General features: G+C 43.9%; 24 protein-coding genes and 1 tRNA gene. 18 read left to right on the forward strand and 7 right to left on the reverse strand.

Annotated features, from left to right (window positions below; genetic code table 11):
* Positions 1-28: 28 nt before the first annotated feature.
* The 5 genes from fmt to ACZ424_RS07035 are packed head-to-tail and all read right to left on the reverse strand — an operon-like array spanning position 29 to position 3,797.
* On the reverse strand, positions 29-946 hold the full coding sequence (gene fmt, locus ACZ424_RS07015) for a methionyl-tRNA formyltransferase (RefSeq protein WP_464905221.1): 918 nt from the start codon (positions 944-946) through the stop codon (positions 29-31).
* A 10-nt stretch (positions 947-956) separates the two neighbouring features.
* Positions 957-1,571: an L-threonylcarbamoyladenylate synthase gene (locus ACZ424_RS07020; RefSeq protein ID WP_464904269.1), complete on the reverse strand. Its 615-nt coding sequence runs from the start codon at positions 1,569-1,571 to the stop codon at positions 957-959.
* Positions 1,558-2,457, reverse strand: a complete 900-nt coding sequence (locus tag ACZ424_RS07025; RefSeq protein ID WP_464904270.1) for a damage-control phosphatase ARMT1 family protein — start codon at positions 2,455-2,457, stop codon at positions 1,558-1,560. The genes ACZ424_RS07020 and ACZ424_RS07025 overlap by 14 nt, the downstream gene beginning before the upstream one ends.
* Positions 2,458-2,460: 3 nt before the next feature.
* A complete protein-coding gene (gene purE / locus ACZ424_RS07030; RefSeq protein ID WP_464904271.1) occupies positions 2,461-2,928 on the reverse strand; it encodes a 5-(carboxyamino)imidazole ribonucleotide mutase in 468 nt (155 codons plus the stop codon).
* Positions 2,925-3,797 carry a fibronectin type III domain-containing protein gene (locus ACZ424_RS07035; protein WP_464904272.1) on the reverse strand — a complete coding sequence of 291 codons (873 nt, stop codon included), beginning with the start codon at positions 3,795-3,797 and terminating at the stop codon, positions 2,925-2,927. The genes purE and ACZ424_RS07035 overlap by 4 nt, the downstream gene beginning before the upstream one ends.
* Before the next feature lie 102 nt (positions 3,798-3,899).
* Here ACZ424_RS07035 and efp point away from each other — a divergent pair, with 102 nt between their 5' ends.
* From efp to ACZ424_RS07080, 9 genes are all read left to right on the forward strand, one after another.
* A complete protein-coding gene (gene efp, locus ACZ424_RS07040) occupies positions 3,900-4,436 on the forward strand; it encodes an elongation factor P (RefSeq protein WP_464905222.1) in 537 nt (178 codons plus the stop codon).
* Positions 4,437-4,445: 9 nt separating this feature from the next.
* Complete coding sequence (accB, locus tag ACZ424_RS07045) at positions 4,446-4,880, forward strand: acetyl-CoA carboxylase biotin carboxyl carrier protein (protein ID WP_464904273.1); 435 nt, start codon at positions 4,446-4,448, stop codon at positions 4,878-4,880.
* 8 nt (positions 4,881-4,888) lie between these two features.
* Positions 4,889-6,238 carry an acetyl-CoA carboxylase biotin carboxylase subunit gene (accC, locus tag ACZ424_RS07050; protein ID WP_464904274.1) on the forward strand — a complete coding sequence of 450 codons (1,350 nt, stop codon included), beginning with the start codon at positions 4,889-4,891 and terminating at the stop codon, positions 6,236-6,238.
* Between the two features lie 27 nt (positions 6,239-6,265).
* Positions 6,266-6,766, forward strand: a complete 501-nt coding sequence (locus ACZ424_RS07055) for an RNA chaperone Hfq (RefSeq protein WP_464904275.1) — start codon at positions 6,266-6,268, stop codon at positions 6,764-6,766.
* 2 nt (positions 6,767-6,768) lie between these two features.
* Positions 6,769-7,266, forward strand: a complete 498-nt coding sequence (locus ACZ424_RS07060) for an RNA chaperone Hfq (protein WP_464904276.1) — start codon at positions 6,769-6,771, stop codon at positions 7,264-7,266.
* A gap of 133 nt (positions 7,267-7,399) precedes the next feature.
* Positions 7,400-9,505, forward strand: a complete 2,106-nt coding sequence (locus ACZ424_RS07065) for an ATP-dependent helicase (RefSeq protein ID WP_464904277.1) — start codon at positions 7,400-7,402, stop codon at positions 9,503-9,505.
* A 9-nt stretch (positions 9,506-9,514) separates the two neighbouring features.
* Positions 9,515-10,672: a pyridoxal-phosphate-dependent aminotransferase family protein gene (locus ACZ424_RS07070; RefSeq protein WP_464904278.1), complete on the forward strand. Its 1,158-nt coding sequence runs from the start codon at positions 9,515-9,517 to the stop codon at positions 10,670-10,672.
* A 33-nt stretch (positions 10,673-10,705) separates the two neighbouring features.
* On the forward strand, positions 10,706-11,128 hold the full coding sequence (locus tag ACZ424_RS07075; protein WP_464904279.1) for an FKBP-type peptidyl-prolyl cis-trans isomerase: 423 nt from the start codon (positions 10,706-10,708) through the stop codon (positions 11,126-11,128).
* Positions 11,128-11,712, forward strand: a complete 585-nt coding sequence (locus tag ACZ424_RS07080) for a flavin reductase family protein (RefSeq protein ID WP_464904280.1) — start codon at positions 11,128-11,130, stop codon at positions 11,710-11,712. Before ACZ424_RS07075 ends, ACZ424_RS07080 begins: the two co-directional genes overlap by 1 nt.
* Positions 11,713-11,810: 98 nt before the next feature.
* Here ACZ424_RS07080 and ACZ424_RS07085 read toward each other — a convergent pair whose 3' ends face one another.
* On the reverse strand, positions 11,811-13,298 hold the full coding sequence (locus ACZ424_RS07085) for a menaquinone biosynthesis decarboxylase (RefSeq protein WP_464904281.1): 1,488 nt from the start codon (positions 13,296-13,298) through the stop codon (positions 11,811-11,813).
* 54 nt (positions 13,299-13,352) lie between these two features.
* Here ACZ424_RS07085 and ACZ424_RS07090 point away from each other — a divergent pair, with 54 nt between their 5' ends.
* Both ACZ424_RS07090 and ACZ424_RS07095 read left to right on the forward strand, forming a co-directional pair.
* On the forward strand, positions 13,353-14,123 hold the full coding sequence (locus ACZ424_RS07090) for a Nif3-like dinuclear metal center hexameric protein (RefSeq protein ID WP_464904282.1): 771 nt from the start codon (positions 13,353-13,355) through the stop codon (positions 14,121-14,123).
* A gap of 1 nt (position 14,124) precedes the next feature.
* On the forward strand, positions 14,125-14,838 hold the full coding sequence (locus ACZ424_RS07095) for a zinc ribbon domain-containing protein (RefSeq protein ID WP_464904283.1): 714 nt from the start codon (positions 14,125-14,127) through the stop codon (positions 14,836-14,838).
* A 200-nt stretch (positions 14,839-15,038) separates the two neighbouring features.
* Here ACZ424_RS07095 and ACZ424_RS07100 read toward each other — a convergent pair.
* Positions 15,039-15,114: transfer RNA gene (locus ACZ424_RS07100), tRNA-Asn, on the reverse strand.
* Between the two features lie 123 nt (positions 15,115-15,237).
* Between ACZ424_RS07100 and ACZ424_RS07105 the strand changes: the two genes are divergently transcribed.
* From ACZ424_RS07105 to ACZ424_RS07135, 7 genes are all read left to right on the forward strand, one after another.
* The gene (locus ACZ424_RS07105) at positions 15,238-15,498 is read left to right on the forward strand and encodes a hypothetical protein (RefSeq protein WP_464904284.1); all 261 of its coding nucleotides are present in this window, start codon (positions 15,238-15,240) and stop codon (positions 15,496-15,498) included.
* Entirely contained in the window at positions 15,498-16,031 is a 534-nt protein-coding gene (gene hslV / locus ACZ424_RS07110) for an ATP-dependent protease subunit HslV (protein ID WP_464904285.1), read from the forward strand. The genes ACZ424_RS07105 and hslV overlap by 1 nt, the downstream gene beginning before the upstream one ends.
* Positions 16,032-16,040: 9 nt before the next feature.
* Entirely contained in the window at positions 16,041-17,468 is a 1,428-nt protein-coding gene (gene hslU / locus ACZ424_RS07115) for an ATP-dependent protease ATPase subunit HslU (RefSeq protein WP_464904286.1), read from the forward strand.
* Positions 17,468-18,499: a M24 family metallopeptidase gene (locus tag ACZ424_RS07120; RefSeq protein WP_464904287.1), complete on the forward strand. Its 1,032-nt coding sequence runs from the start codon at positions 17,468-17,470 to the stop codon at positions 18,497-18,499. Before hslU ends, ACZ424_RS07120 begins: the two co-directional genes overlap by 1 nt.
* 2 nt (positions 18,500-18,501) lie before the next feature.
* A complete protein-coding gene (gene tgt / locus ACZ424_RS07125) occupies positions 18,502-19,593 on the forward strand; it encodes a tRNA guanosine(34) transglycosylase Tgt (protein WP_464904288.1) in 1,092 nt (363 codons plus the stop codon).
* Between the two features lie 360 nt (positions 19,594-19,953).
* Entirely contained in the window at positions 19,954-20,766 is an 813-nt protein-coding gene (cysQ, locus tag ACZ424_RS07130; protein WP_464904289.1) for a 3'(2'),5'-bisphosphate nucleotidase CysQ, read from the forward strand.
* Complete coding sequence (locus ACZ424_RS07135; protein WP_464904290.1) at positions 20,756-22,525, forward strand: SLC13 family permease; 1,770 nt, start codon at positions 20,756-20,758, stop codon at positions 22,523-22,525. Before cysQ ends, ACZ424_RS07135 begins: the two co-directional genes overlap by 11 nt.
* Positions 22,526-22,549 lie beyond the last annotated feature (24 nt).

The following is a 22,549-nucleotide window of genomic DNA, read 5'->3' on the forward strand; positions in this document are numbered from 1 at the left end:
AAGAGCAAATTATTTGTATATGCTTAATTTATTCCTTAAATCCAAAGAAGTCTCCCTCTTTAACCCTGTATCCTCTTATGAACTCCTCCCCCGATATCTCTTTCCTTCCCTCCGGTTTTAGCTTTTCAACCTTTAGAGCTCCCTTCCCCGTTGCAACTATCAACTCCCTGTCTGCCCTTATCACCTCTCCTGGCTTTCCTTCTCCTTTAACGGGCTGTGCCTTAGTTATCTTTACAAGTTTTCCCTTTAGCTCTGTGAACGCAGAAGGCCAGGGCGTAAAAGCTCTTATCTGGTTAAATATCTCTTCTGCGCTTTTTCTCCAGTCAATTTTCCCCATCTCTTTTTTTATCTGGGGGCAGTATGTTGCCTCCTCCTCTTTCTGGGGAACGGGCTTTAACTTCCCGGAAACGTAGAGAGGAATGGTTTCTGTTAAGAGCTCTGCCCCCAATTTTGCCAGTTTATCGTGAAGCGTTTGGGCGTTGTCGTCTCTCTCAATCTTTACTCTCTTCTGGCTTATTATGTCTCCGGCGTCAAGCTTCGGAATGACTTTCATTATCGTTACCCCTGTCTCTTCCTCTCCGTTGAGAAGGGCCCACTGAATGGGAGAAGCTCCCCTGTATTTTGGAAGGAGTGAGGCGTGGACGTTTATCGTTCCGTACTTTGGAAGGTTTAAAAGCCACTCAGGTAATATCTTTCCGTAGGCGGCAACAACTATCAGGTCCGGGTTTATCTCGGAGAGTTTCTTCTTAAGCTCCTCGTTTTCTTTAACCTTTTCCGGCTGGTAGACGGGAATTCCCGCTTCTTCTGCAACCACCTTTACCGGCGGGGGAGTAAGTTTCTTCCCCCTGCCTGCAGGTCTGTCGGGCTGGGTTACGACAAGCATTACGTCGTAACCTTCCTCTATGAGCTTTTTCAGTGAAGGAACCGCAAAGTCCGGCGTTCCCATAAAAACGACTTTAAGGCTTTTCAACGAATACCTCCATAAGTTTTTCAAATGGAAAAGCTCCCTCCCTCAAGATTTTTGGTTTACCGTCCAGCAGGGAAATGAGGGTAGACGGTTTACCGTAGGGTTTTCCCTCTACACAGAGAGATATCCCTTCCTTGAAGTATTTGAAACACTCTAAGCAGTTCTCTGCCGGCTTTTCCCCTTCAGGATTTGCGCTTGGGGCAAAAAGGGGATGGGAGAGCTCTATAACCTTTATTAAAAAATCATCCTTTGGAATCCTTATCGCAATGTCTTTTCTTCCCGTTATCTTCCTTAGCGGGGAGCTCCCTTTTAAGGGAAGAACAACTGTTAGCCTCTCCGGGAAGACTTTAGAGAGTTTCTCCTTTACTCCTTTTGGAAAGTCAACTCCCAGCTCCTCTGCCCTATCAAGTGAGTTAAAGAGAACTATCAGAGGCTTTTTCGGGTCTCTGTTTTTCAGCCTGTAGAGCTCTCTGAAGACGTTTTTAGAGAGGGAGCTCCCTAAAAGCCCGTAGAGTGTATCCGTAGGGGAGCAGACTATCTCTTCTCTCTTTATAAACTCTGCCACTATCGGAACTGCACTTGGTTCCTTTTTAACCCTCTCCATTTTCCTCTTTAATCTCAAGAAGGTGCTTGTTGTAGAGGAAAACCAGCTCTCCGACGTTGCAGTGGAGCTCCCTTGCAACAGGCTCACACTTGGCCTTTAGAATGAAGAAGATGTCTTTGTCGTCTACTCCCTCTAACGTTTCAAAGTTGGCCTGTCCTTTTGACACAACGAAGAACGCTTTTTCCCAAGCTTTCTTAAACTCTTCAGATGCAAACTCAAAGTCAACGCCTATGTAGTCCTTTCCGGTTGTAATTAGCTCGTCTGCAATCTCGTTTGCCCCGGTTTTAACTGCGTCTTCAACAGTTGCGTCGTTGAGGATGGGAGCTCCCCTAACGGCCAGAACAACCTTCAGTCCTCTCTCCTTTAGTTCCCTCATTAAGAACTTGTCAAAGACTATCTCTCCTGCGTTGTCTGCAACGTAGAGGACTGTTTTACCGGGAACTAAAAACCTCTCAAGTATCGCCTCGTCAAAGTAGGCAAAGGGGGTTTTGAAGAAGTTCCTTATCTCCTCTTCAAGGTCAAAAACCGTTGGAACGCCGAAGTCTATAACGTTTCCCAGGGCAGCAAGCTTTATTGCTGCAGCGAGTCTGTCTTCGGCCTTTTCGTAAATCTCCTTTCTCAGCTGGGGCTCAAGCTTTAAGGCTATTGAGTTGTACTTGTCCTTCAGCGTTTTGTAAGGGTCTTCAATACCTGACATCTTTTTGAAAATTCTGTGGATGTAGGTTGCGTTGTGGCCGGGAGACTTCTCAGGTTCCAGATCTTTGTATATGAACCTTGCAGCTTCCCTTTCAATCTCTATTGTTTTTTCTCTACTGAGCCCTGCAACTTCTGCGGCCTTTCTCACCTGATTGAGAAAACAAGGAAGGCAGAGTGGATAGATTTTCATAGATTAACCCTCTAAGACCTTTTTCTTCATTTCTTCTCTATATTCCTTTAGTTTTGAGCGGAGCTCCGGATACTTAATCGCCATTATCTCTGCCGCTAGAACTGCTGCGTTCTTTGCCCCTGCCTTTCCTATGGTTACTGTTGCAACGGGAATTCCTCCGGGCATCTGAACAATTGAGAGGAGAGAGTCAATTCCCTTAAGGGGAGAAGCGTCAAGTGGAACGCCTATTACGGGAAGCGTCGTTTTTGCAGCTATGACTCCTCCCAGGTGGGCTGCGTATCCGGCGGCGGCGATGATTACTTCATACTCCTCCTCTGCCCTTTCACAGAACGCAATAACCTCATCAATCGTCCTGTGGGCAGATAGGACTTTAACGTCGTAGGGGATTTCGAATTCCTCTAATGTCTTTGTGCAGGTTTCCATAACTGGCATGTCAGACCTGCTTCCCATAACTACTGCCACTTTTTTCACCTTACCACCTCCGCACTAACCGGCTTTGACCTGTTTCCGGCCTTGTCAACAGCCGTTATCTCCACCTTTTTAGTGCACTTTGGCAGGTTAAAGTATATTCCAGAAATTTTAAAAGTCTTTTTCCTAACCTTTACGATGTAATAGATGACGTCTTTAGACGGAGAGGGATCCCAAACTACCGTACAGGTTTCTCCTTCTATGAGGTATGCGTAGGGAGGAGGAAGGGGCGGAATTCTGTCCTGTGGAGTGACGGTTATCGGTTCTGTCAGCCGTCCCTTTAGTTTTCCCTTTGAGAAACAGAACCTGTATGTGTAGGCTTTTCCGTTTTCTACTTTTGTGTCTGTGAACTCGTCTCCTTGAAACACTGTGTATGGCTTTACGTAGGGGAATTTCTGGTTTTTGAACACTTCAACGGGGAACTCCGGGTTTTTAAGTTTAACTACAACCTTGCCGTCTTCCCCTTTGACGTCTACTTTGGGAACTTCGTTTATCGGTCTTTCGCCAACTATACAGACCGGTTCTGAGGGGGAGCTCCACCTCCCACTGTAAACGGCAGAAACGGAGTAACACCTCTTTTCCCCTATTCCTATCGGAGAGTCAACGAGGTAGTTCTTTTCCGTTTCAACCTTTCTCTTTCCAAAGTTTACGTTGACTACGTATCTAACCTTTTTCGGGTCAGGCAGTTTCCTTCCATCACTGTACGTCCTTACACTTTCCCAGCTGAGTAGGGGCCTGTTGAAGTCCTGAAACAGGGCTTTGACTTTAGGGATCGCCGGCTCCTTTGTAAGGGGAGGGAGCGGAGCTCCCCTGTGTCCACAGGTAGAAAACGAAACGAGAACCGGTAGGGTTAGGAGAAGAAGCCTTTTCAAAATTCCTCCGTTAGGATTTAATTTTACTGTTATAATTTTCCCAAAACCTGCTTAGGAGGTCTAAAGTTGGCTTCTATTGACGTAAATCAAATCGCAAAAGGAATGAAGTTGGAAATAGAGGGAGCTCCATACGAAATCATAGACTACCAGCACGTTAAACCTGGAAAGGGACAGGCGTTTGCAAGGATAAAGTTGAAAAACCTGAAAACGGGAAACGTTGTTGAGAAAACTTACAAGGTTGGTGAAAAGTTGGAACTTGCCGACTTTGAAGAGAGGGAGATGGAATACATATACAACGATGGAGACTACTACTACTTTATGGACTCAAGAACCTACGAACAGGTGGGAGTTCCTGCTGCCGCCTTAGGCGATAGGGCGAAGTTTTTGAAGGAAAACACTCCGGTAATTGTTCAGTTCTACAAGGGAGAGGCAATATCTGTAAAGCTTCCAAAGAGCATTGTCTTAGAGGTTGTAGATACGGAGCCGGGATTTAAGGGAGATACCGTCTCAAACGTTACAAAACCTGCTACACTTGAAACGGGAGCTGTTGTTCAGGTTCCAATGTTCATTAACGTTGGAGATATGGTAAGAGTAAACCCTGAAACCGGTGAGTACATAGAGAGGGTAAACGTTAAGTAGGAGGAACAGTTGGCCGATATAGAGAAGGTAAGGGAGCTCCTTAAGAGCCTTGAAAATACTTCCGTAGAGGAGCTTGAAGTAGAAGCTGAAGGGTTAAAAATAAAAGTAAAGTTTAAAAGGGAAGGTGGGACAGTTTCACTTCCTCCACAACCCTCTTTGGTCTCAGAACCTCCCCCTGTAGAGGAAGTCCAGCCTGAGGAGAACTATTACGTTGTTGAATCTCCTATGGTCGGAACTTTCTACAGGACGCCCGCTCCCGGCGCAGAGCCTTTTGTAAAGGAGGGAGATTACGTTGAAAAAGGGCAGACCCTGTGTATAATTGAAGCCCTCAAAGTGATGAACGAGATTGAGTCTGAAGTTTCAGGAATCGTTAGAAAAATATTAGTTGAAAACGGCCAGCCTGTTGAGTTTGGTCAGCCACTCTTCTACATAGAACCTAAGTAGGACTGTGTATGTTTAGGAAAGTTCTTATTGCAAACAGAGGTGAAATAGCCGTAAGGATAATAAGGAGTTGTAAAGAGTTAGGGATTAAAACGGTTGCCGTCTACTCAACGGCAGACAAAGACTCACTCCACGTTTACCTTGCAGACGAATCTGTCTGTATAGGAGGTCCGCAGCCACATCAGAGTTACCTGAACATACCGGCAATAATTGCTGCGGCGGAGCTCTCCGGAGCCGATGCCATTCATCCCGGTTACGGTTTCCTCTCTGAGAATCCGGGCTTTGCAGAGATATGTAATGCCTGCGGTATAAAATTCATTGGACCTTCACCAGAGACGATGCTCCTTATGGGGGATAAGGCGAAGGCCAGGAAGGTGGCTCAGGAGGCAGGAGTTCCCATAGTTCCGGGAAGTGGAGTCTGTCGTAGTGTTCAGGAAGCACTGAGAGAGTTTAAAAGAATAGGCGTTCCCGCCCTCGTAAAGGCTGCCCACGGAGGTGGTGGAAGGGGAATGAGGCTCATCACCTCCTTTGACGAGGCAGAGACCTTAATAGCCACTGCAATGGCAGAGGCTGAAGCGGCTTTCGGAAGCGGAGAAGTTTACATTGAAAAGTTTATAGAAGAGCCCCGCCATATTGAGATACAGCTAATTGCTGACAGTCACGGTAACGTCTATACTTTCGGCGAGAGGGAGTGTTCCCTTCAGAGGAGGCACCAGAAGCTTGTTGAGGAAGCTCCTTCGCCTTTCGTTGATGAGGATCTTAGAAAGGAGCTCTCTAAAGCTGCAAAGAGGCTTGCTGAACATATAAACTATGAGGGTGCTGGAACTGTAGAGTTCTTAGTTGATAAGGATAAAAACTTTTACTTTATAGAGATGAATACCCGTATACAGGTTGAACACCCGGTTACAGAGGTTGTTACCGGAAAAGACCTGATAGCCCTTCAGTTGAGGGCTGCTTCCGGGGAAAAACTTGTTTTAGGTCAAGAAAAACTGAAGGGTCACGCCATAGAATTTAGGGTAACGTGTGAAGATTACAGAGAGAACTTTAAACCTGTTCCCGGGAAAGTAGAGAAACTTCTTCTGCCCGGCGGTTTTGGAGTAAGAGTAGATACCCATATCTATGAAGGTTATTCTGTTCCCGTTTACTACGACTCTCTCCTTGCCAAACTTATAATTTGGGGAGAAACGAGGGAGGAGGCTATAGAAAGAGGAAGAAGGGCTCTCTCTGAGTTTGTCGTAGACGGAACTTTGAAGACGACGATTCCTTTTCACCTTAAACTCTTAGAGACTGAGCAGTTTAAGAGAGGAAGGTTCAATACCAGAACCCTTGAGGAGGAAATACTGCCCAACTTGGAACAGTGAATCTGTTTAACAAATTCTGGAGGAAACATGTCTTCTCAGTCAAAGTCAGAAAAAGTTAAAGTTTGGTTAAAGGAATACCTTTCAGAGTTCGGAGAATACAGCGGAACGTTGGAGGAACTCTCCAGTTTAACGGGGGCTTCACCTTACCTCATAAAGAAAGTTCTTAAAGAGCTTGAAGGGGAGGGCTTTTTAAAGTCTGAAACGATGAGAGGGAGAGGCCTCCTCATAAAGCTTTGTGAAAAGAAGACGGAAGAAAAGAACGTTCTACCGGTTGAAGAGGAGAAGATGGGGGAGGGGAAAGACGTCCCGAAGAATGAGGAGAAAAAGGAGAAGAAGAAGAAATCCCTTCAGGATACGGTTTTAACATCCCTCTTAGGGAAAGATGTGACCATTTTCCTCATAAGCGGGACAAGGCTTGAGGGAAAGCTTTTGGACTTTGACAACTTTACACTTGCTATAACAGCTCCTAAGGGTAAATCCTTAGTTTACAAACACGCAGTTGCCACAATTCTCTTTGACGTGGATTAAGAATGAAAAGGAACAAGACTTTAGAAGAAGCCCAGATAGCCCTTATAGAACTCCTTGAGGAGCAGGGAGAGTTTAGAGGAAGTATAGATGAGCTGGCGGAGGAACTCTCTGTCAGACCCGACCAGATTAAGCCCCTTCTTCAGCTCCTTAAGTCTTCGGGAGACGTTGTCTACGAAGAAGTGGATGACGAGGTTATCGTTAGACCTGCCAGTATGATGGCCTCACTTCCTCCTCCTGTCCTTACAGAGGAGCAGCAGAGAGAGGTTGAGGAAAAGGTTAACTTAGGTTACAAGGTTATCGCCTGTTCAACAATGGGAGGAGTCCAGAGCAGGGAGCTCCGCTCTGCCCTGGGAAAGAAAGTTACAGTTTACTTTAGAAACGGAAGTAAGATAGAGGGAAAACTTAAAGGTTTTGATCGGTTCTGCTTAAAGCTTAAAAACTACAGAGGAAACATACTGGCCTACAAACACGCCATATCAACTATCGTTTACAAGCCGTAGTTCAGTAAGTATTCTTTTGACCTGTTTAAACTTCCCTCGTAGTTTTTGCAGCGGGCTTATTTAATTTTTACCTTAATTTACCCCTTCGATCTATCTGTATAATTTGGCGAAACTTCTGCCTTAGGGAGACGTTGTGACGGAGCTCCTCTCAAAACTCAACGAAAAACAGAGGGAAGCTGTTCTCTACTTTGATTCCCCCCTTCTAATACTTGCCGGTGCAGGTTCGGGAAAAACGCGGGTCATAACCTTCAAAATAGCCTACATGGTGAAGGAGCTCTCTTTTCCCCCTGAGAGAATTTTAGCAATTACATTTACAAACAAGGCTTCTCGTGAGATGAGAGAACGGGTTGAAGCCCTTTTGGGCAGTGAAGTCCCGGTATTTGTATCAACCTTCCACTCCTTCTGCGTAAAACTTTTAAGAGCCCACGCAGAGAGGATAGGCTACAAGCCCAACTTTGTGATACTTGACACAGACGACAAGAAGAGACTTCTGAAAGAGGTTCTAAAGGAGTTAAACCTTGACCCGGAACAGTATAGTCCGTCGGCCCTCGCATCGGTTATAAGCAACGTGAAAAACGGCACGTTCTCCTTAGAGTCTGCCGAAGTTTACTACGATAGGCTTAAGCCCGTTTACGACTTCTACAACAGAAAGCTTAAAGAGTTAAACGCCTTTGACTTTGACGACCTCTTGGTTTACGGAAGGGAACTCCTTCTCCAGGAAGACCTTAAAGACTACTACTCCCGGTTCTTTAGGTACGTTCTAATAGACGAGTATCAGGATACAAACAGGGTTCAGTATGAAATTGCAAGGGCTTTAACGGAAGAGAAGGGTAACATCTGCGTCGTTGGAGACGAAGACCAGTGTATCTACACGTGGAGGGGAGCAAACATAGACAACATCCTCTCCTTTGAGAGGGACTTTAAAAACGCAAAAGTCATAAAGCTTGAGAAGAACTACAGGTGTTCTAAAACCATACTTGATGCGGCAAACGCCGTAATAGAGAACAACAGGCTCAGGAAGGGAAAGCGCCTCTACACCGACAACCACAAGGGACAGCCGATAGGCCTTTTCAGGGGGGAGACAGACTTTGAAGAGGCCCACTTCGTTGCCAAAACGGTAAAAAAACTTTTAGACAAAGGATTAAAGCCTTCTGACATAGCCGTTTTCTACCGGACTAATGCCCTCTCTCGGGTTTTTGAGGACGCCCTTAGAAGGGAGGGTATTCCCTACCAGATAGTTGGAGGCGTTAAGTTCTACGAGAGGAGGGAGGTTAAAGACGTTCTTGCCTACTTGAGGCTTGCCGTTTTTGACTCCGACGTTATCTCACTCTTTAGGGTTCTCAACACTCCCAAAAGGGGGCTCGGCAGCGCAGTTGAGGAGAAGCTGAGGAAAATTGTAGAGAGGGAAAAGTCTTGGGAGAGAGCACTTTCTGAGCTTTCCGGTGAGCTTAAACTTGAGAAGCAGAGAAGGGCCTTGGGGGAGCTCCTTGATACCTTGAGAATTCTGAAGGAGAAGATGGGGGAGCTCCCGCCCTACGACTTCCTAAAGTTCATAACAGTTTCAACCGGCTATAAAGAGTTCCTCAAAAAGGAGTTTCCAGACGACTACGAGCAGAGGCTTGAAAACGTAAACGAGCTCGGAAACACCCTCCAGGAGTTTGCAGAGAGGACAGGTCTTAAGGGGGAGGAGCTCTACTTAGAGTTCATTTCATCACTTACCCTCTCATCAGACCAGGATGAGATTGGAGGGGACGACAGAGTTACACTTATGACCGTTCATGCCTCAAAGGGGCTTGAGTTTCCCGTAGTGTTTGTAACCGGCCTTGAGGAAGGAACTTTCCCCCACGTAAAGTCGTCGGAAACAAGCAGGGAGGTTGAGGAGGAGAGGAGGCTCTTCTACGTTGCAATAACGAGGGCTAAGAAGCAGCTCTTCCTCTCCTATTCAAAGAAGCGCCGCCTCTTTGGAAGCTACCGCTCTATGAGACCTTCCCGTTTTATTTCTGAAATTCCTTCCCACTTAATCAGGGAGGTTGAGAGGCGTTCAGAGAAAGTCCAGCAGCTCAAGGCTATTCTACCTGAACCTGTAAAGAAGACGCCGAAAATAGTCTTCCATAAAAAGTTTGGGAAAGGGGTTGTTAAGAGGGTTGATGGAGTTGGAGAGAGCGCCAAAGTTACGGCCTTCTTTGTCAACTACGGTGAAAAAACGATAATAATGAAGTTCTTAAAAGTTCTTGGTTAGGAGGTGGCCTTGAAACCGATAAAGAGAAGACTTCTTACTCCCGGTCCAACTATGGTTCCCGAAAGGGTTCTTGAAGCCCTTTCACGGCCTACCCTTTACCACAGATCTCCGGAGTTTAAGGAGGTTTTCCTTGAAACGAGGGAGCTCCTTAAGAAGGTAATGGGAACGGAAGGGGAGGTTTTGATACTTACCTCTTCCGGAACAGGAGCCATGGAGGCCGCTGTTTCAAACCTTTTTAACCCGGGAGACAGCGCTGTTGTCGTTGTCGGTGGAAAGTTCGGTCAGAGGTGGGAAGAACTCTGCAGAACTTACGGCGTTAACCCGATAGTTGTAAATGTTGAGTGGGGGAAAGCTGTAAACCTTGAAGACGTGGAGAGAGCTCTCTCAGAAAACCCTGGCGTTAAGGGAGTTCTCGTTCAGATATGTGAGACCTCAACGGGAACAGTTCACGACGTTAAGGGAATCGGTGAGGTTCTTAAAGATTACCCCGAAGCCCTTTTGATAGCCGACGGAATAACCGCCTACGGTGTCTACAACATACCTACAGACCAGTGGGGAATAGATGTTGCCATTACAGGTTCCCAGAAAGCCCTTATGACTCCTCCAGGCCTTGCCGTTATAACCCTCAACGAAAAGGCTGTAGATAGAATAGTTGAGAATCCAAAAGCCTACTACTTCAACCTTAAAAAAGAACTAAAGCAGCAAGGGAAAGGGCAGACTGCGTACACAACTGCTACTAACCTCGTTGTTGCCTTAAATGACGCTCTGAAGATGATCCTTGAAGAGGGGCTTGAGAGTGTTGCAAAGCGCCATTCACTACTTGCAAAGGCCACAAGGGCTGGAGTTAGGGCTTTAGGGCTGGAGCTCCTTTCAGAAAGCCCTGCAAACGGCGTAACTGCAGTTCTTTCTCCGGAAGGAATTAACGGACAGGACGTCGTTAAGATAGCAAGGGAGAAGTATGGAATAACGATAGCCGGGGGACAGGAGCACCTGAAGGGAAAGATCTTCAGGCTTTCACACATGGGTTACGTTGATCAGTTTGACGTCTTAACCGGCCTTGAAGTTGTAGAGCTTGCCTTGAAAGAGCTCGGCTACAACAAGTTCAAGTTTGGAGACTCTGTAAGGGCTGCAATGGAGGTTTTCTACTCGGCAGGTTCTGTAGTATAGTGGTTCTTTAAAACTGCATGAAAAGGAGAAAGCATGAAGAAGTTTCGCTACACGGTGGAGTATACCCTTACATCTCCCGACGGTTCTGTAATTGACACGACAGAAGGCAGGGAGCCCTTTACCTTTACAACTGGTCAGGAGGAGGTTATTCCCGGCTTTGAGAGAGAGGTTTCACAGATGGAAGAGGGAGAGGAGAAAACCTTTACCCTTCAGCCTTCTGAAGCCTACGGCGAGAGGAGGGAAGACTTGGTTGAAACCCTTCCCCGACACATGTTTGAAGGGATAGAGCTCTACGAAGGTCAAACCCTTCAGGGAACAACTCCCGACGGACAGACTTTCTTAGTAAGAGTCCTTGAGTTTAACGATGAGACCGTAACGATAGACCACAACCACCCCCTTGCAGGAGTTCCCCTAACTTTCAACGTTAAAGTTCTTAAAAAGGAGGAGGTTGCTTAGTGGAAACGGTTGTCGTCACAGAGTCTCCACAGCAACTTGTAAGTAAACTCATATTCAACGTCGTTGTTCCTAGGCCTATAGCTTGGATAACGACAGTTTCAAGGGAAGGGGTTGTAAACCTTGCCCCTTTCTCTTTCTACAACGCCATAACGACAAAACCGCCCCTTCTCTTTGTTTCCGTCGGTAAGAGAAAAGACGGGAGTTTAAAGGATACCTCAAGGAACATTTTGGAGACAAAAGAGTTTGTCGTTAACGTCGTTTCAGAAGAGTTTCTTGAAAAGGTGCACCTTTCAGGGAAGGATTTCCCTCAAGAGGTGAGTGAGGCGGAGGAGCTCTCTGTTGAATTGGAGCCCTCAAAAGTGGTAAAGCCGCCTAAAGTAAAGGGCGTTCCGGCATCTCTTGAGTGTGTTCTCAGAGAACACTTAAAGCTTGGTTCAACTCCGATGGACGTCTTTATAGGGGAAGTTGTTGCCCTCCACTACAGGCCGGAAATCCTTCAAACCCAAACAGGCATAGTTGGAAGGTTGGGAGGTAAGAGATACTGTATAGTAAGAGATGAAATTGACCTTTCGGAACTCTCCTAAAAGAGGGGGGCATAAGCCCCCTTTAGATTAAGTCGTAGCTTGTTCTTTATTCTTGGCCGGTGGTCATTATATGGTAACTTTATAAAGTTTGTCAATACCTAAACTCCCCAGCTCCAAGGGTTTTTCCTCTTAGGAGGGGATGGAAGTCCCAGCTTATCCCATATTCTGTCAACTCTCTCTTTAACTTCTGGATCCATCTCAATATCTGGCGGCCAGTCCCTCTGAAATCCCTCACTTTTCCACTTCCTCGTAGCGTCTATACCCATCTTACTACCGTAAAAAGGTAGTGGAGACGTGTGGTCAAGAGCGTCAACAGGGCCCTCTGTAAAGACTACGTCCCTCTTCGGGTCAACGTTGTTTCCCCACCTCCAGATTACCTCTCCAATGTCGTGAACGTTTGTATCCTTGTCAAAAATTACGATGTTCTTTGTAAAGCTCATCTGCCCCATTCCCCACAGTGCTGAAATGACTTTCTTCGCGTGTCCCGGGTAGCGTTTGTCTATAGAGATAAAGGCAAAGTTGTGGAATACCCCTTCAATAGGTAAACACATGTCAACAATTTCTGGGAGTTGAGTTTTAAGTAGGGGAAGGAATATCCTCTCCGTGGCTTTCCCTATGTAACAGTCTTCCATAGGAGGCTTACCTACTATCGTTGCCGGGTAAATGGGTTCTTTCCTGTGGGTAATGCAGGTAATGTGGAAAACAGGGTAAAAATCGGGTAGGGAGTAGTATCCTGTATGGTCTCCAAAAGGTCCTTCAAACCGGAACTCCTCTGTGTCTACGTAGCCCTCTAAAACTATCTCTGCATTTGCAGGAACTTCAAGGTCAACAGTTTCACACTTAACCATCTCAACCGGTTTTCCTCTTATAAAGCCTGCAAATACCATCTCATCAACGTCTTCAGGGAGGGGGGCAGTTGCCGAGTAGATAACGGCAGGGTCAGACCCGATGGCAACTGCTACTGGGAACTTCTTTATTCCCATTCTCTTTGCCTTCCAGAAGTGTTTTGCTCCAACCTTGTGCCAGTGCCAGTGCATTCCGGTAGTTTTCCTGTCGTAAACGTGAAGACGATACATCCCGCAGTTTCTCTCTCCCGTTTCTGGGTCTTTTGTAAAGACCAGTGGAAGGGTTATGAACCTTCCCCCATCTTTAGGCCAGCAGAAGAGAATGGGGAACTTTGAAAGGTCGGGCTCTTTTACTATCACCTCTTTACAGGGAGCCTTTTCTCTCTTTACCTCTTTGGGAAAGATGTCTGCTATTTTCTTTAGCTCTATCAGTTTTTTCAGCTTGTCTACAAACCCGGTAGGTTTTTCCGGTTTTAAGAGTTTCGCTGCCCTTTTCCCTATTGAGTCTGGATCGTCCTCAAGGGCGAGAACCATTCTCCTGTAGCTGGCAAACAGGTTTATTGCAACCGGTATCTTTCCGCCGTCAACGTTTTTAAAGAGGAGTGCAGGGCCCCCGGCTTTAACTGTTCTGTCTGCAATTTCCGTAATTTCAAGGTAGGAACTTACGGGATAGTCAATCTCTTTTAGCTCCCCTTCCTCTTTCAGCTTTTTGATGAATTCCCTTAGATCTTTATAAGCCATCGTTTACTTCTCCCTTCAATTTTGTAGAATTCTACCACCTCAAGGAGAGTTAGTATGGCTAAGTTAAGTGATATAACCGCTTTTTTAGAGTCTCTCGTTCCTCTTCAGCAGCAGGATAGTTGGGACAACTCCGGCCTTCAGCTAAGCTGTGGTGAGGGGGAAGTTGAAAGAGTCGGATTTTCCCTGTCAGTTTCCCGTGAAGTTATAAGAGAGGCTAAAAGGAATAAAGTTGACCTTATAGTTACACACCACCCTTTGACGATTTCCGGACTGAAGGTTTTTACTCCTGACCGCTATCCCCAAAACCTACTTTTAGAGCTTGTGAGGAGCTCCATTTCCCTCTACGCCCTCCATACCAATCTTGACGTTTCACCTTTTGGACCAACGGCCCTTATCTCAGAGTTTTTAGACCTTCAGGATGTTAAACCCATTACACTTAATCCCCCCTACGGCGCTATAGGAAATCTTAGAAAGGAGTGTTCACAGGAAGAGCTTCTTTCAAAGCTTAAAAGTTTTCTCCCTGAAGATGTTTTCAGGGCTGTTAACTACTTGCCGAATTTTCGGGTAAAGAGTGTAGCTGTCTGTTCCGGTAGTGGAGCCTCGTTCATAGACTCGGTTGCCGGAAAGGTAGACGTTTACATTACCGGAGACGTTAAGTATCACGACGCTATGAAGGCAAAAGACTTAGGGCTTACAGTTTTTGACATGGGGCACTTTGGAACAGAGAGGTTTTTCTACAAGAAGCTGAAAGGTTTACTTGAAAGTGCCTTTCCCCAGGTAGATTTTATACTCCTGTCTGAAAAATCCCCCTTTGAGGTGGTGTAATATGTTGAACGAGAAGTTACTTGAAGTTCAGAATAGAGAAATTGAACTCTTAAGACTTACTACGAAGCTTAAAGAGCTCCTTAAAGAGAAAGAGGAGAAGGAGAAATTACTCAATAACCTTAATGAGAAACTGAACTCTGCTGCCAGAAAGCTTGAGGAAAAAAGGAAAGAGCTTAAAGACCTGAAAGATTTTATCTCTTATAAGCAAGAGAGGATTGAGGGGCTGAAACTTCAGAAGGAGAGAGTGAAGAGCAGAAACGAGTTTAAACAGATACTGAGACAGATTGCCAAGAACGAAGACGAAATAATAAAGACGAAGCAGGAGATCACAAAGGTTGAGGCAGAGATAGAGGCCCTTTTAGATGCCTACAAGAAGATTAAAGAAGAAATAACACCTCAGATTGAGGCCGTAGAAAGAGAGATAAGAGACTTAGATGTTGAAATGGATAAGTTAAAAAGGAAGATAGAGAGAGTGAAAGAAGAGGTTGAGTCTCTGAAAAGGGAGATTCCTGAAGAGGAGCTCCGCCGTTTTGAAGAGCTCAAAGAGAAGTTCAACGGCCTTGTCTTTTCAGACATTTCCTCCGGAGCCTGCGAAGGATGCGGACTTACCTTTTCCCCTGCAGAGTATAGGGAGCTCCTTAAAAACCTTGAACCGGGTAAAACTAAATGTCCTTACTGTGGAAGGTTCGTTTACAGTAAAGTCTCAGTGAAGTAATTCTGGGAGTGTCCACAAGGAGGGTGGACACATGAAAAAGCAGTATGAACCTTGAAAAGTTCCAATTTCAAAAAATTTTCCCTCTTTAGTGCACGGGCGGTGGGTAGGAGGAAGAGAGAGTTTTATTTTCCCTGCCTTTTCTCTTTTGCGGGTAAGTCGGAAGGACACATTGGAGAAGTTTGAAACAGCCATAAAAAAAATGGCTCCCCGGGCCGGGCTCGAACCAGCGACCTGGTGGTTAACAGCCACCCGCTCTACCAGCTGAGCTACCGGGGAGCTTTGCTGATCAGTAATATAGGAACTCGCTACCGGCGTGTCAAGTGGTGAAAACCGATTTTGCCACTTCTGTAGAGAGATACTAAATTTGTTAACCGTAAAAACCTCTCGGAGGTTAGAGCTTTGGAAATACTTATGTTTGTCGTTCTTATTACATTTCTTTTAAACCTTCCTTTCGGCTGGCTAAGAGAAGGAGTGAGGAAGTTTTCACCTCTTTGGTTCCTCTACGTTCACCTGCCTATACCCTTCATAATTGCACTGAGAATAGGCCTTGGAATTCCTTGGAAATTTGCGCCTCTTCTCATAGTTGTTGCCGTTTTAGGTCAGTTTGTTGGAGCCCGTTTAAGACGGAGACAGCTTGTCAGTTTTAAGTTGGAGGAGTGATGGATTTTAGGGGAACTACTATCTGTGCCGTTTTAAGGGACGGTAAGGTTGCAATGGCCGGAGATGGTCAAGTTACGTTGGGAAATACTGTCTTTAAGAACGGGGCAAGGAAAGTTAGAAAGATATACGGAGGAAAAGTTCTTACCGGATTTGCCGGCTCTGTTGCCGATGCCTTTGCCCTCCTTGAAAGGTTTGAGGATAAGCTTCAGACCTTTGGAGGGAACCTTCTAAAGTCTGCCGTTGAACTTGCTAAAGACTGGAGAACCGATAGGGTTCTAAGACGTCTAGAGGCAATGCTTTTAGTTGCAGATACCAGCAGGATTCTCCTCATTTCTGGGAATGGAGATGTTATAGAGCCCGACATTCCTGTCATGGCAATAGGTTCAGGAGGTCCTTACGCTCAGGCTGCCGCTACTGCCCTTTATCAGAATACCGAACTTTCTGCCAGAGACATTGTCTATAAGTCCCTTGAGATTGCCGGTAACATCTGCATTTACACGAATACGAACATTGTTGTTGAAGAATTGCCTTAAGGAGGCCGAATGTTTAAGAAACTCTTTGGGAGCTCCGAACCCAAAAAGAGAGACGTAGAGAGGAACGATGATTTTCTTACTCCGAAACAGATAGTTGAAGAGCTTGACAAGTACGTAGTTGGTCAAAAAGAGGCAAAGAAGGCAGTTGCAATAGCCCTCAGGAACAGATGGCGCCGCCAGAGGCTACCTGAGGACATGAGGGAGGAGGTCGTCCCTAAAAACATAATAATGATTGGTCCTACGGGAGTTGGAAAAACTGAGATTGCAAGGAGACTGGCGAAGTTAGTCAGAGCTCCATTCATAAAGGTTGAAGCCACAAAGTTTACAGAGGTTGGGTACGTAGGAAGGGACGTTGAGTCAATAATCAGAGACTTGGTAGAGATATCCGTCAATATGGTTAAGGAAGAAAAGATTGCAGAGGTTGAAGAGAGAGCGAGGGAGCTTGCATACGAAAGGCTTGCAGAGATAATGGTTCCAGAACCTCAGCAGTCTCAGTCGGTTCAGAGCCTCTTTGACGTCTTCCTTCCTCAGAAACCTCAGACAGACGTTGAGAGGGAGAGCTCCCGCCTCAGGGACGAGAGAAACAGAGTTAAGAAACTCCTGAAAGAGGGTAAGTTAGACGAAGAAGTAGTTGAGATACCGGTTACAGTTGAAGGGCCTAAGGTTAACGTTATAGGACTCGGCGGGGACATCCAAAATCTTCAAGATATGCTCTCTTCCATTCTTCCAAAACCTAAAAAACTTAGAAAGATGAAAGTTAAAGAGGCCCTTCGTTACCTTACTCAGGAAGAGGCACAGAAGCTGATAGACATGGACGAGGTAATAAGGGAGGCGATAGACAGGGCTGAAAACCAGGGAATCATCTTCATAGATGAGATAGACAAGGTTGCAGCGAAGAGCGGAGCGAGGGGGCCTGACGTTTCAAGGGAGGGAGTCCAGAGAGACCTTCTTCCTATAGTTGAAGGATGTAAAGTTTCTACCAGATACGGCCTCGTAAGAACAGACCACATGCTCTTTATAGCTGCTGGTGCTTTTCATATCGCAAAGCCCTCAGACCTGTTGCCGGAGCTCCAGGGAAGGTTTCCGATAAGGGTTGAGCTTAAGCCTTTAACCAAAGAAGACTTTGTAAGGATTCTGACAGAGCCTAAGAACGCCCTTACGAAACAGTATAAGGCTCTCCTTGCAGCAGAAGGGGTTGAGATAGAGTTTACTCCAGACGGCATTGAGGAGATTGCCAGAATCGCCGAAGAGGCCAATACAAAGGCTGAGAACATTGGGGCAAGAAGGCTTCACACCGTTTTAGAGAGGCTCCTTGAAGACCTTTCCTTTAACGCTCCTGAGATGAAAGGGCAGAAGGTTGTTATTGACAGAGAGTATGTAAGGAAGAGATTAGAGGGAATAATAAGGGACGAAGACCTAACGAGGTATATCCTCTGATGGGTAGGGTAGATTTAGTTTCGCAGAAGGTCAAAGACAGAAAAAAAGTCTACTTTACCGTTGACCCTTCAGAAAACTTCTACCTTACCCGCTTCCGCTCAACCTTCGGAGTTTCAATTGTCTTTGGAGATGGAGGAGCCCTCTTCCTGACAGACGGTAGATACATTGAGAGGGCAGAGAGGGAGGTTCAGGAGTTTAAAGTCCTTGAGTGGGAAGGCTGGGAGAAATTGTTAGAACTCCTGAAGGAGAAAGGAGTAGAAACCGTAATTGTTGACCCAGTTAGGATAAAGCTCTCAACGGTTAAAAAGCTTTCACAGTTTAATGTAGAAGAGTCTGAAGGCTTCTTAAACGAGTTCAGATCCGTAAAGGACGAGGAGGAGCTCTCATACATCGTAAGGGCTGTTCAGATAGCAGAGCTCTCCTTAAAGAGCGTTCTCCACCTTTTAAAGCCTGGAACTACGGAGTTGGCGTTTAGGAGGGAGCTCCTCTCTGCGTTCCTCAAGTTCGGCGGTGAGGGAGAGGCCTTCCCAACGATAGTTGCCTCAGGCCCAAACTCCTCAGTTCCACACTGGGAGACGGGGAAAAGAGAGATAAGAGATGGAGATGTTGTAATCGTTGATTTTGGAACGGTTTACAGGGGCTACGTTTCAGACATAACGAGAACCTTTCTCATCGGAAACGTTCCTTCACAGATAAGGGAAATTTACAATGCTGTAAGGGAAGCTCAGGAGTTGGGTATAAGGGAGCTCTGCTCCGGAAAGTCCTGTAGGAGTGTTGACGGAGCTGTTAGAGAGTTCCTGAAAAGTAAGGGATTTGGAGATTACTTCGTCCACTCTTTGGGGCACGGAATAGGAGTTGAAGTTCATGAGTCTCCGACCATCTCTCAGAGATCTAAAGAGGTTTTGAAAAAGGGGAACGTCGTAACTGTTGAGCCGGGAGTTTATGTTCCAGGCCTTGGAGGCGTTAGGATAGAGGACGACTGTTTCGTTACAGACGGCGGAGCTTTTGTAATCTCAACTCTGGAAAAGTAGGTATGGAGTTTCAAGTCTTAAAAACCTGCGGAAAGGCAAGGCTCGGGGTTTTAAAGGGAGCACACGGGATAACGGAAACTCCCTGCTTTATGCCGGTCGGAACCCTTGGAGCAGTTAAGGGAGTTACTTGGGAACAGATTTCACGAATGGGCTACCACTTGGTTTTGTCAAACGTCTACCACCTCTACCTGAGGCCTGGCCTTGAGGTTATTGAGTCTGCAGGTGGTATCCACTCCTTTACCGGCTGGAAAGAGCTGATACTTACAGACAGCGGCGGCTTTCAGGTTTTTAGCCTCGGAAACTTAATGAGAATAACTGAAGAAGGGGTAGAGTTCCGCTCCCACATAGACGGTTCAAAGCACTTCTTTACTCCAGAGTTCGTCGTTGAGTTTGAAGAGAGGATAGGTGTTGATATCGGAATGGTCTTAGACGAGTGCACTCCCTATCCTGCCACCTACGAGTACACAAAACACTCAATGGAGAGAACTGTCCGTTGGGCAGAGAGGAGCATCAACGCAAGGACAACGGATAAAACGGCTATATTTGGAATCGTTCAAGGTGGTGTTTACGAGGATTTAAGGCTTAAGTGCGTGGAGCTCCTTACTAAACTTCCTTTTGACGGTTACGCTATAGGTGGTTTAAGCGTTGGTGAGCCGAAAGAGGAGATGTATAGAATAACTTCCCTGGTTGCGCCGGAGCTCCCATTTGACAAGCCTCGCTACCTAATGGGGGTTGGAACTCCTCTTGACATAGTTATGGCCGTTGAAAGTGGCGTTGACATGTTTGACTGCGTAATGCCGACGCGAAACGCAAGGAACGGAACTCTCTTTACGAGCCAAGGGAAAATTAATATAAAGGCCGCAAAATATAAAAACGACTTCACTCCCCTTGACCCGGAGTGCGACTGCTACACCTGTAGAAACTTTACAAAAGCTTACCTCAGACACCTCTACATCTCGGGAGAAGTAAACTCAGTTATCCTCAATACGATCCACAATCTCCACTACTACGGGAAACTGATGGAAAGAGTAAGAAAGTCTATAAAAGAGGGAACTTTTGGGGAGTTAAAGAGCCAGTTAATACCTAAAGTATGAGCTTTAGAAATCTTGTTAAACATGCAGAGCTCTTAGGGATTATGAGAGTAAAGAGTCTTAACTTCAAAAAAGTTCTTAAACTCACCAAACGCTACATGCACCAGAGAGAGAGGACAGACTCTAGAGCTTTATCCACTGAAGATTTTAAAAGGATATTTGGGGAGATAAAACAGGCAGTTGGTAGTTATGACTGGATTTTTCAAACAGCCTCTATACAGAACTTGACACACTCGCTCTTGAGGATTATGTTGGTTAGATGGCCGTGGAAACAAAAAACATTTGTTTTCAAAAACAAGGTAAAATATTTAGTAAGTCTCGAAAATAAGATTGTAAAGAAAAAAACATCAAAGGAGATTTATTTTGAACAAAGAACGATTAACACAAAATTTAATTGATATCGCTAAAAAAGCAGGAAACGAGATATTAAAAATATACAATACAGATTTCACAGTTAAATACAAAGATGACAAATCTCCTTTAACTTTAGCAGATAAAAATGCACACAAGGTTATAGAAAAAGGTTTAAAGGAAATTTCAGATTATTCTATTTTAAGTGAAGAAGGTAAAGATATCCCTTATGAAGAGAGGAAAAACTGGGAATATTTCTGGATGATTGACCCTTTAGATGGAACAAAGGAGTTTATAAAGAAAAACGGTGAATTTACAGTAAACATAGCTTTAATTCATAAAAATAAACCTGTTTTAGGAGTAGTTTATGCACCTGCCATAGATATTTTGTATTACGGTGGAGAGGACATTGGAGCCTATAAAATAGAGAATAATACAAAAACTAACCTGACTAACAATCAAACAACTAAAACTAACGATTCTTTAACCGTAGTAGCAAGTAAATCCCATTTAAATGAAGAAACAAAAGAGTTTATTAATATGCTTGAAAATGAGTATAAAAAAGTAGATACAACATCTATAGGTTCATCTTTAAAAATATGTCTTGTAGCAGAAGGTAAAGCTGATATTTATCCACGAATAGCACCAACAATGGAATGGGATACAGCAGCTGCCCATGCAGTTTTAAATGCAGCACGTGGAAAAATGGTAAAATATGAAAAAACACAAAATTTAAAAGATATAAAAAATTTACCAGAGCTTAAATACAACAAAGAAAACTTATTAAATCCATACTTTATAGCTTTAAGGTCAGATGTCTTTTGATATATTAATTGTAGTATTAACCTTAGTTTTTCTTTTATGGGGTCTATACTCTGAAAAGTTTCATCCTGCAGCTGTATTTTTTATAGCTGTATCTATTTTAGTTGTGTTTGAGATAATATCACCAACTGAGGCTTTATCGGGATTCTCTAATCCTTCTATTGCCGCAATTTTGCTTCTTTTAATAGTTAGCAATATTATTCAAAAATCAGGTATTGTTAACTATTATTTTTCAAAAATTTTAAGTGATAACATTTCTTATAAATCTTTTTTGGGAAGAATGTTTTTATCAGTATCTTCTGTTTCTGCATTTTTAAATAACACACCGATAGTTGCTATGCTTCTTCCGTATGTTTACCAGTGGAGTAAAAAAAAGGATATATCACCATCTAAACTATTGATACCTCTTTCTTATGCTGCAATACTTGGAGGAACTATAACACTAATAGGAACCTCTACAAACTTGGTTGTAAATGGTCTTGCAGTTGAAAATGGAGTTAAATCTCTTCATATATTTGATTTTGCATATGTAGGAATTCCTGCAACTATTGTAGGGTTTATATATATATACTTTTTTGGATATAAATTACTTCCAGATAGAGAAGACCCTTTAAAATCATTTTTAGAAAGAAAGAAAGAGTACATAGTAGAAACAATAGTTAAAGGAAACTCAAAATTAGTTGGAAAAAGTATAAAAGAAGCAAAACTAAGAAATTTGAAAGGTCTTTTCCTTGCAGAAATAGTTAGAAAAGATAAAAAAATATCTCCTGTTTCCCCTGAAGAAATTATAAAAAAAGGAGACATTTTAATCTTTGTAGGACAAACTGAAGCGATAACAGACTTAATATCTTCAGATTATGGATTATCACTACCAGATTTTTGCAATATAAATGAAGAAAAAATAGATATTGTGGAAGTTGTAGTTTCTAATAACTCTTCACTGATTAATAAAAAAGTTAGAGAAACAGACTTTAGAGCAAAATACGATGCTGCTATCCTTGCGGTTCATAGAAATGGTGAAAAATTAAAAGGAAAAATTGGAGAAATTGTTTTAAAACCGGGAGACCTTCTTCTTCTACTTACTGGTAAGGACTTCTGGAAAAGAGCAGAGGATACAACAGATTTTTACATAATCTCAAAAATAAAAGAGATATTTAATATAGATAAGAAAAAAGGAAACTTAATATTTTTTGGATTTATAGGTGTTATTCTTTTATCTGCGCTTAATATAGTACCTTTATTTACAGGACTTATTTTACTTATAGCTTTATTTGTTTTATTTAAATTTTCCAGTTATTCGGAAATAAAAAGAGGACTTGATATAAACCTTGCAGTAATTGCAGCTCTTTCAATAGCTGTTGGAAAAGGGATAATAAACTCAGGGCTGGCTGAAATAATAGCATTAAATATTAAAGATTTTCTTTTACCTTTTGGCATTATTGGAGCTTTAGCTGGTATTTATATTATTACAAATATTTTAACCGAGTTTGTAACAAATATTGCTGCAGCTTCAATAGTTTTTCCTATAGCCTTATCCACTGCAAATATACTATCAGTTGAACCAACTGCATTTATTTTAGCAGTTGCTTTTGGTGCTTCAGCAAGCTTTATAACGCCTATAGGCTATCAAACAAACTTGATGGTATATAGTGCAGGAAACTACAAGTTCAGAGATTTTATTAAAGTAGGTTTCCCTCTATCTATCCTGTATGGTATAATATGTATTGTGATTTTGTATGTTATTTTTATAAAAGTTGGATAAGTAGTTATGGTTAGTTAATAGGTT

This window comes from Thermovibrio ruber (assembly GCF_055380895.1).

Bases quoted from the DNA above. Each gene is read 5' to 3' on its own strand.
- ACZ424_RS07090 (WP_464904282.1), top strand. From the start codon at position 13,353: ATGGCTAAGTTAAGTGATATAACCGCTTTTTTAGAGTCTCTCGTTCCT.
- ACZ424_RS07060 (WP_464904276.1), top strand. From the start codon at position 6,769: ATGAAAAGGAACAAGACTTTAGAAGAAGCCCAGATAGCCCTTATAGAA.
- tgt (WP_464904288.1), top strand. From the start codon at position 18,502: ATGGAGTTTCAAGTCTTAAAAACCTGCGGAAAGGCAAGGCTCGGGGTT.
- ACZ424_RS07120 (WP_464904287.1), top strand. From the start codon at position 17,468: ATGGGTAGGGTAGATTTAGTTTCGCAGAAGGTCAAAGACAGAAAAAAA.
- ACZ424_RS07135 (WP_464904290.1), top strand. From the start codon at position 20,756: ATGTCTTTTGATATATTAATTGTAGTATTAACCTTAGTTTTTCTTTTA.
- fmt (WP_464905221.1), bottom strand. From the start codon at position 946: ATGGGAACGCCGGACTTTGCGGTTCCTTCACTGAAAAAGCTCATAGAG.
- hslU (WP_464904286.1), top strand. From the start codon at position 16,041: ATGTTTAAGAAACTCTTTGGGAGCTCCGAACCCAAAAAGAGAGACGTA.
- ACZ424_RS07055 (WP_464904275.1), top strand. From the start codon at position 6,266: ATGTCTTCTCAGTCAAAGTCAGAAAAAGTTAAAGTTTGGTTAAAGGAA.
- ACZ424_RS07075 (WP_464904279.1), top strand. From the start codon at position 10,706: ATGAAGAAGTTTCGCTACACGGTGGAGTATACCCTTACATCTCCCGAC.
- ACZ424_RS07085 (WP_464904281.1), bottom strand. From the start codon at position 13,298: ATGGCTTATAAAGATCTAAGGGAATTCATCAAAAAGCTGAAAGAGGAA.
- hslV (WP_464904285.1), top strand. From the start codon at position 15,498: ATGGATTTTAGGGGAACTACTATCTGTGCCGTTTTAAGGGACGGTAAG.
- ACZ424_RS07095 (WP_464904283.1), top strand. From the start codon at position 14,125: ATGTTGAACGAGAAGTTACTTGAAGTTCAGAATAGAGAAATTGAACTC.
- accC (WP_464904274.1), top strand. From the start codon at position 4,889: ATGTTTAGGAAAGTTCTTATTGCAAACAGAGGTGAAATAGCCGTAAGG.
- ACZ424_RS07025 (WP_464904270.1), bottom strand. From the start codon at position 2,457: ATGAAAATCTATCCACTCTGCCTTCCTTGTTTTCTCAATCAGGTGAGA.
- efp (WP_464905222.1), top strand. From the start codon at position 3,900: ATGAAGTTGGAAATAGAGGGAGCTCCATACGAAATCATAGACTACCAG.
- ACZ424_RS07020 (WP_464904269.1), bottom strand. From the start codon at position 1,571: ATGGAGAGGGTTAAAAAGGAACCAAGTGCAGTTCCGATAGTGGCAGAG.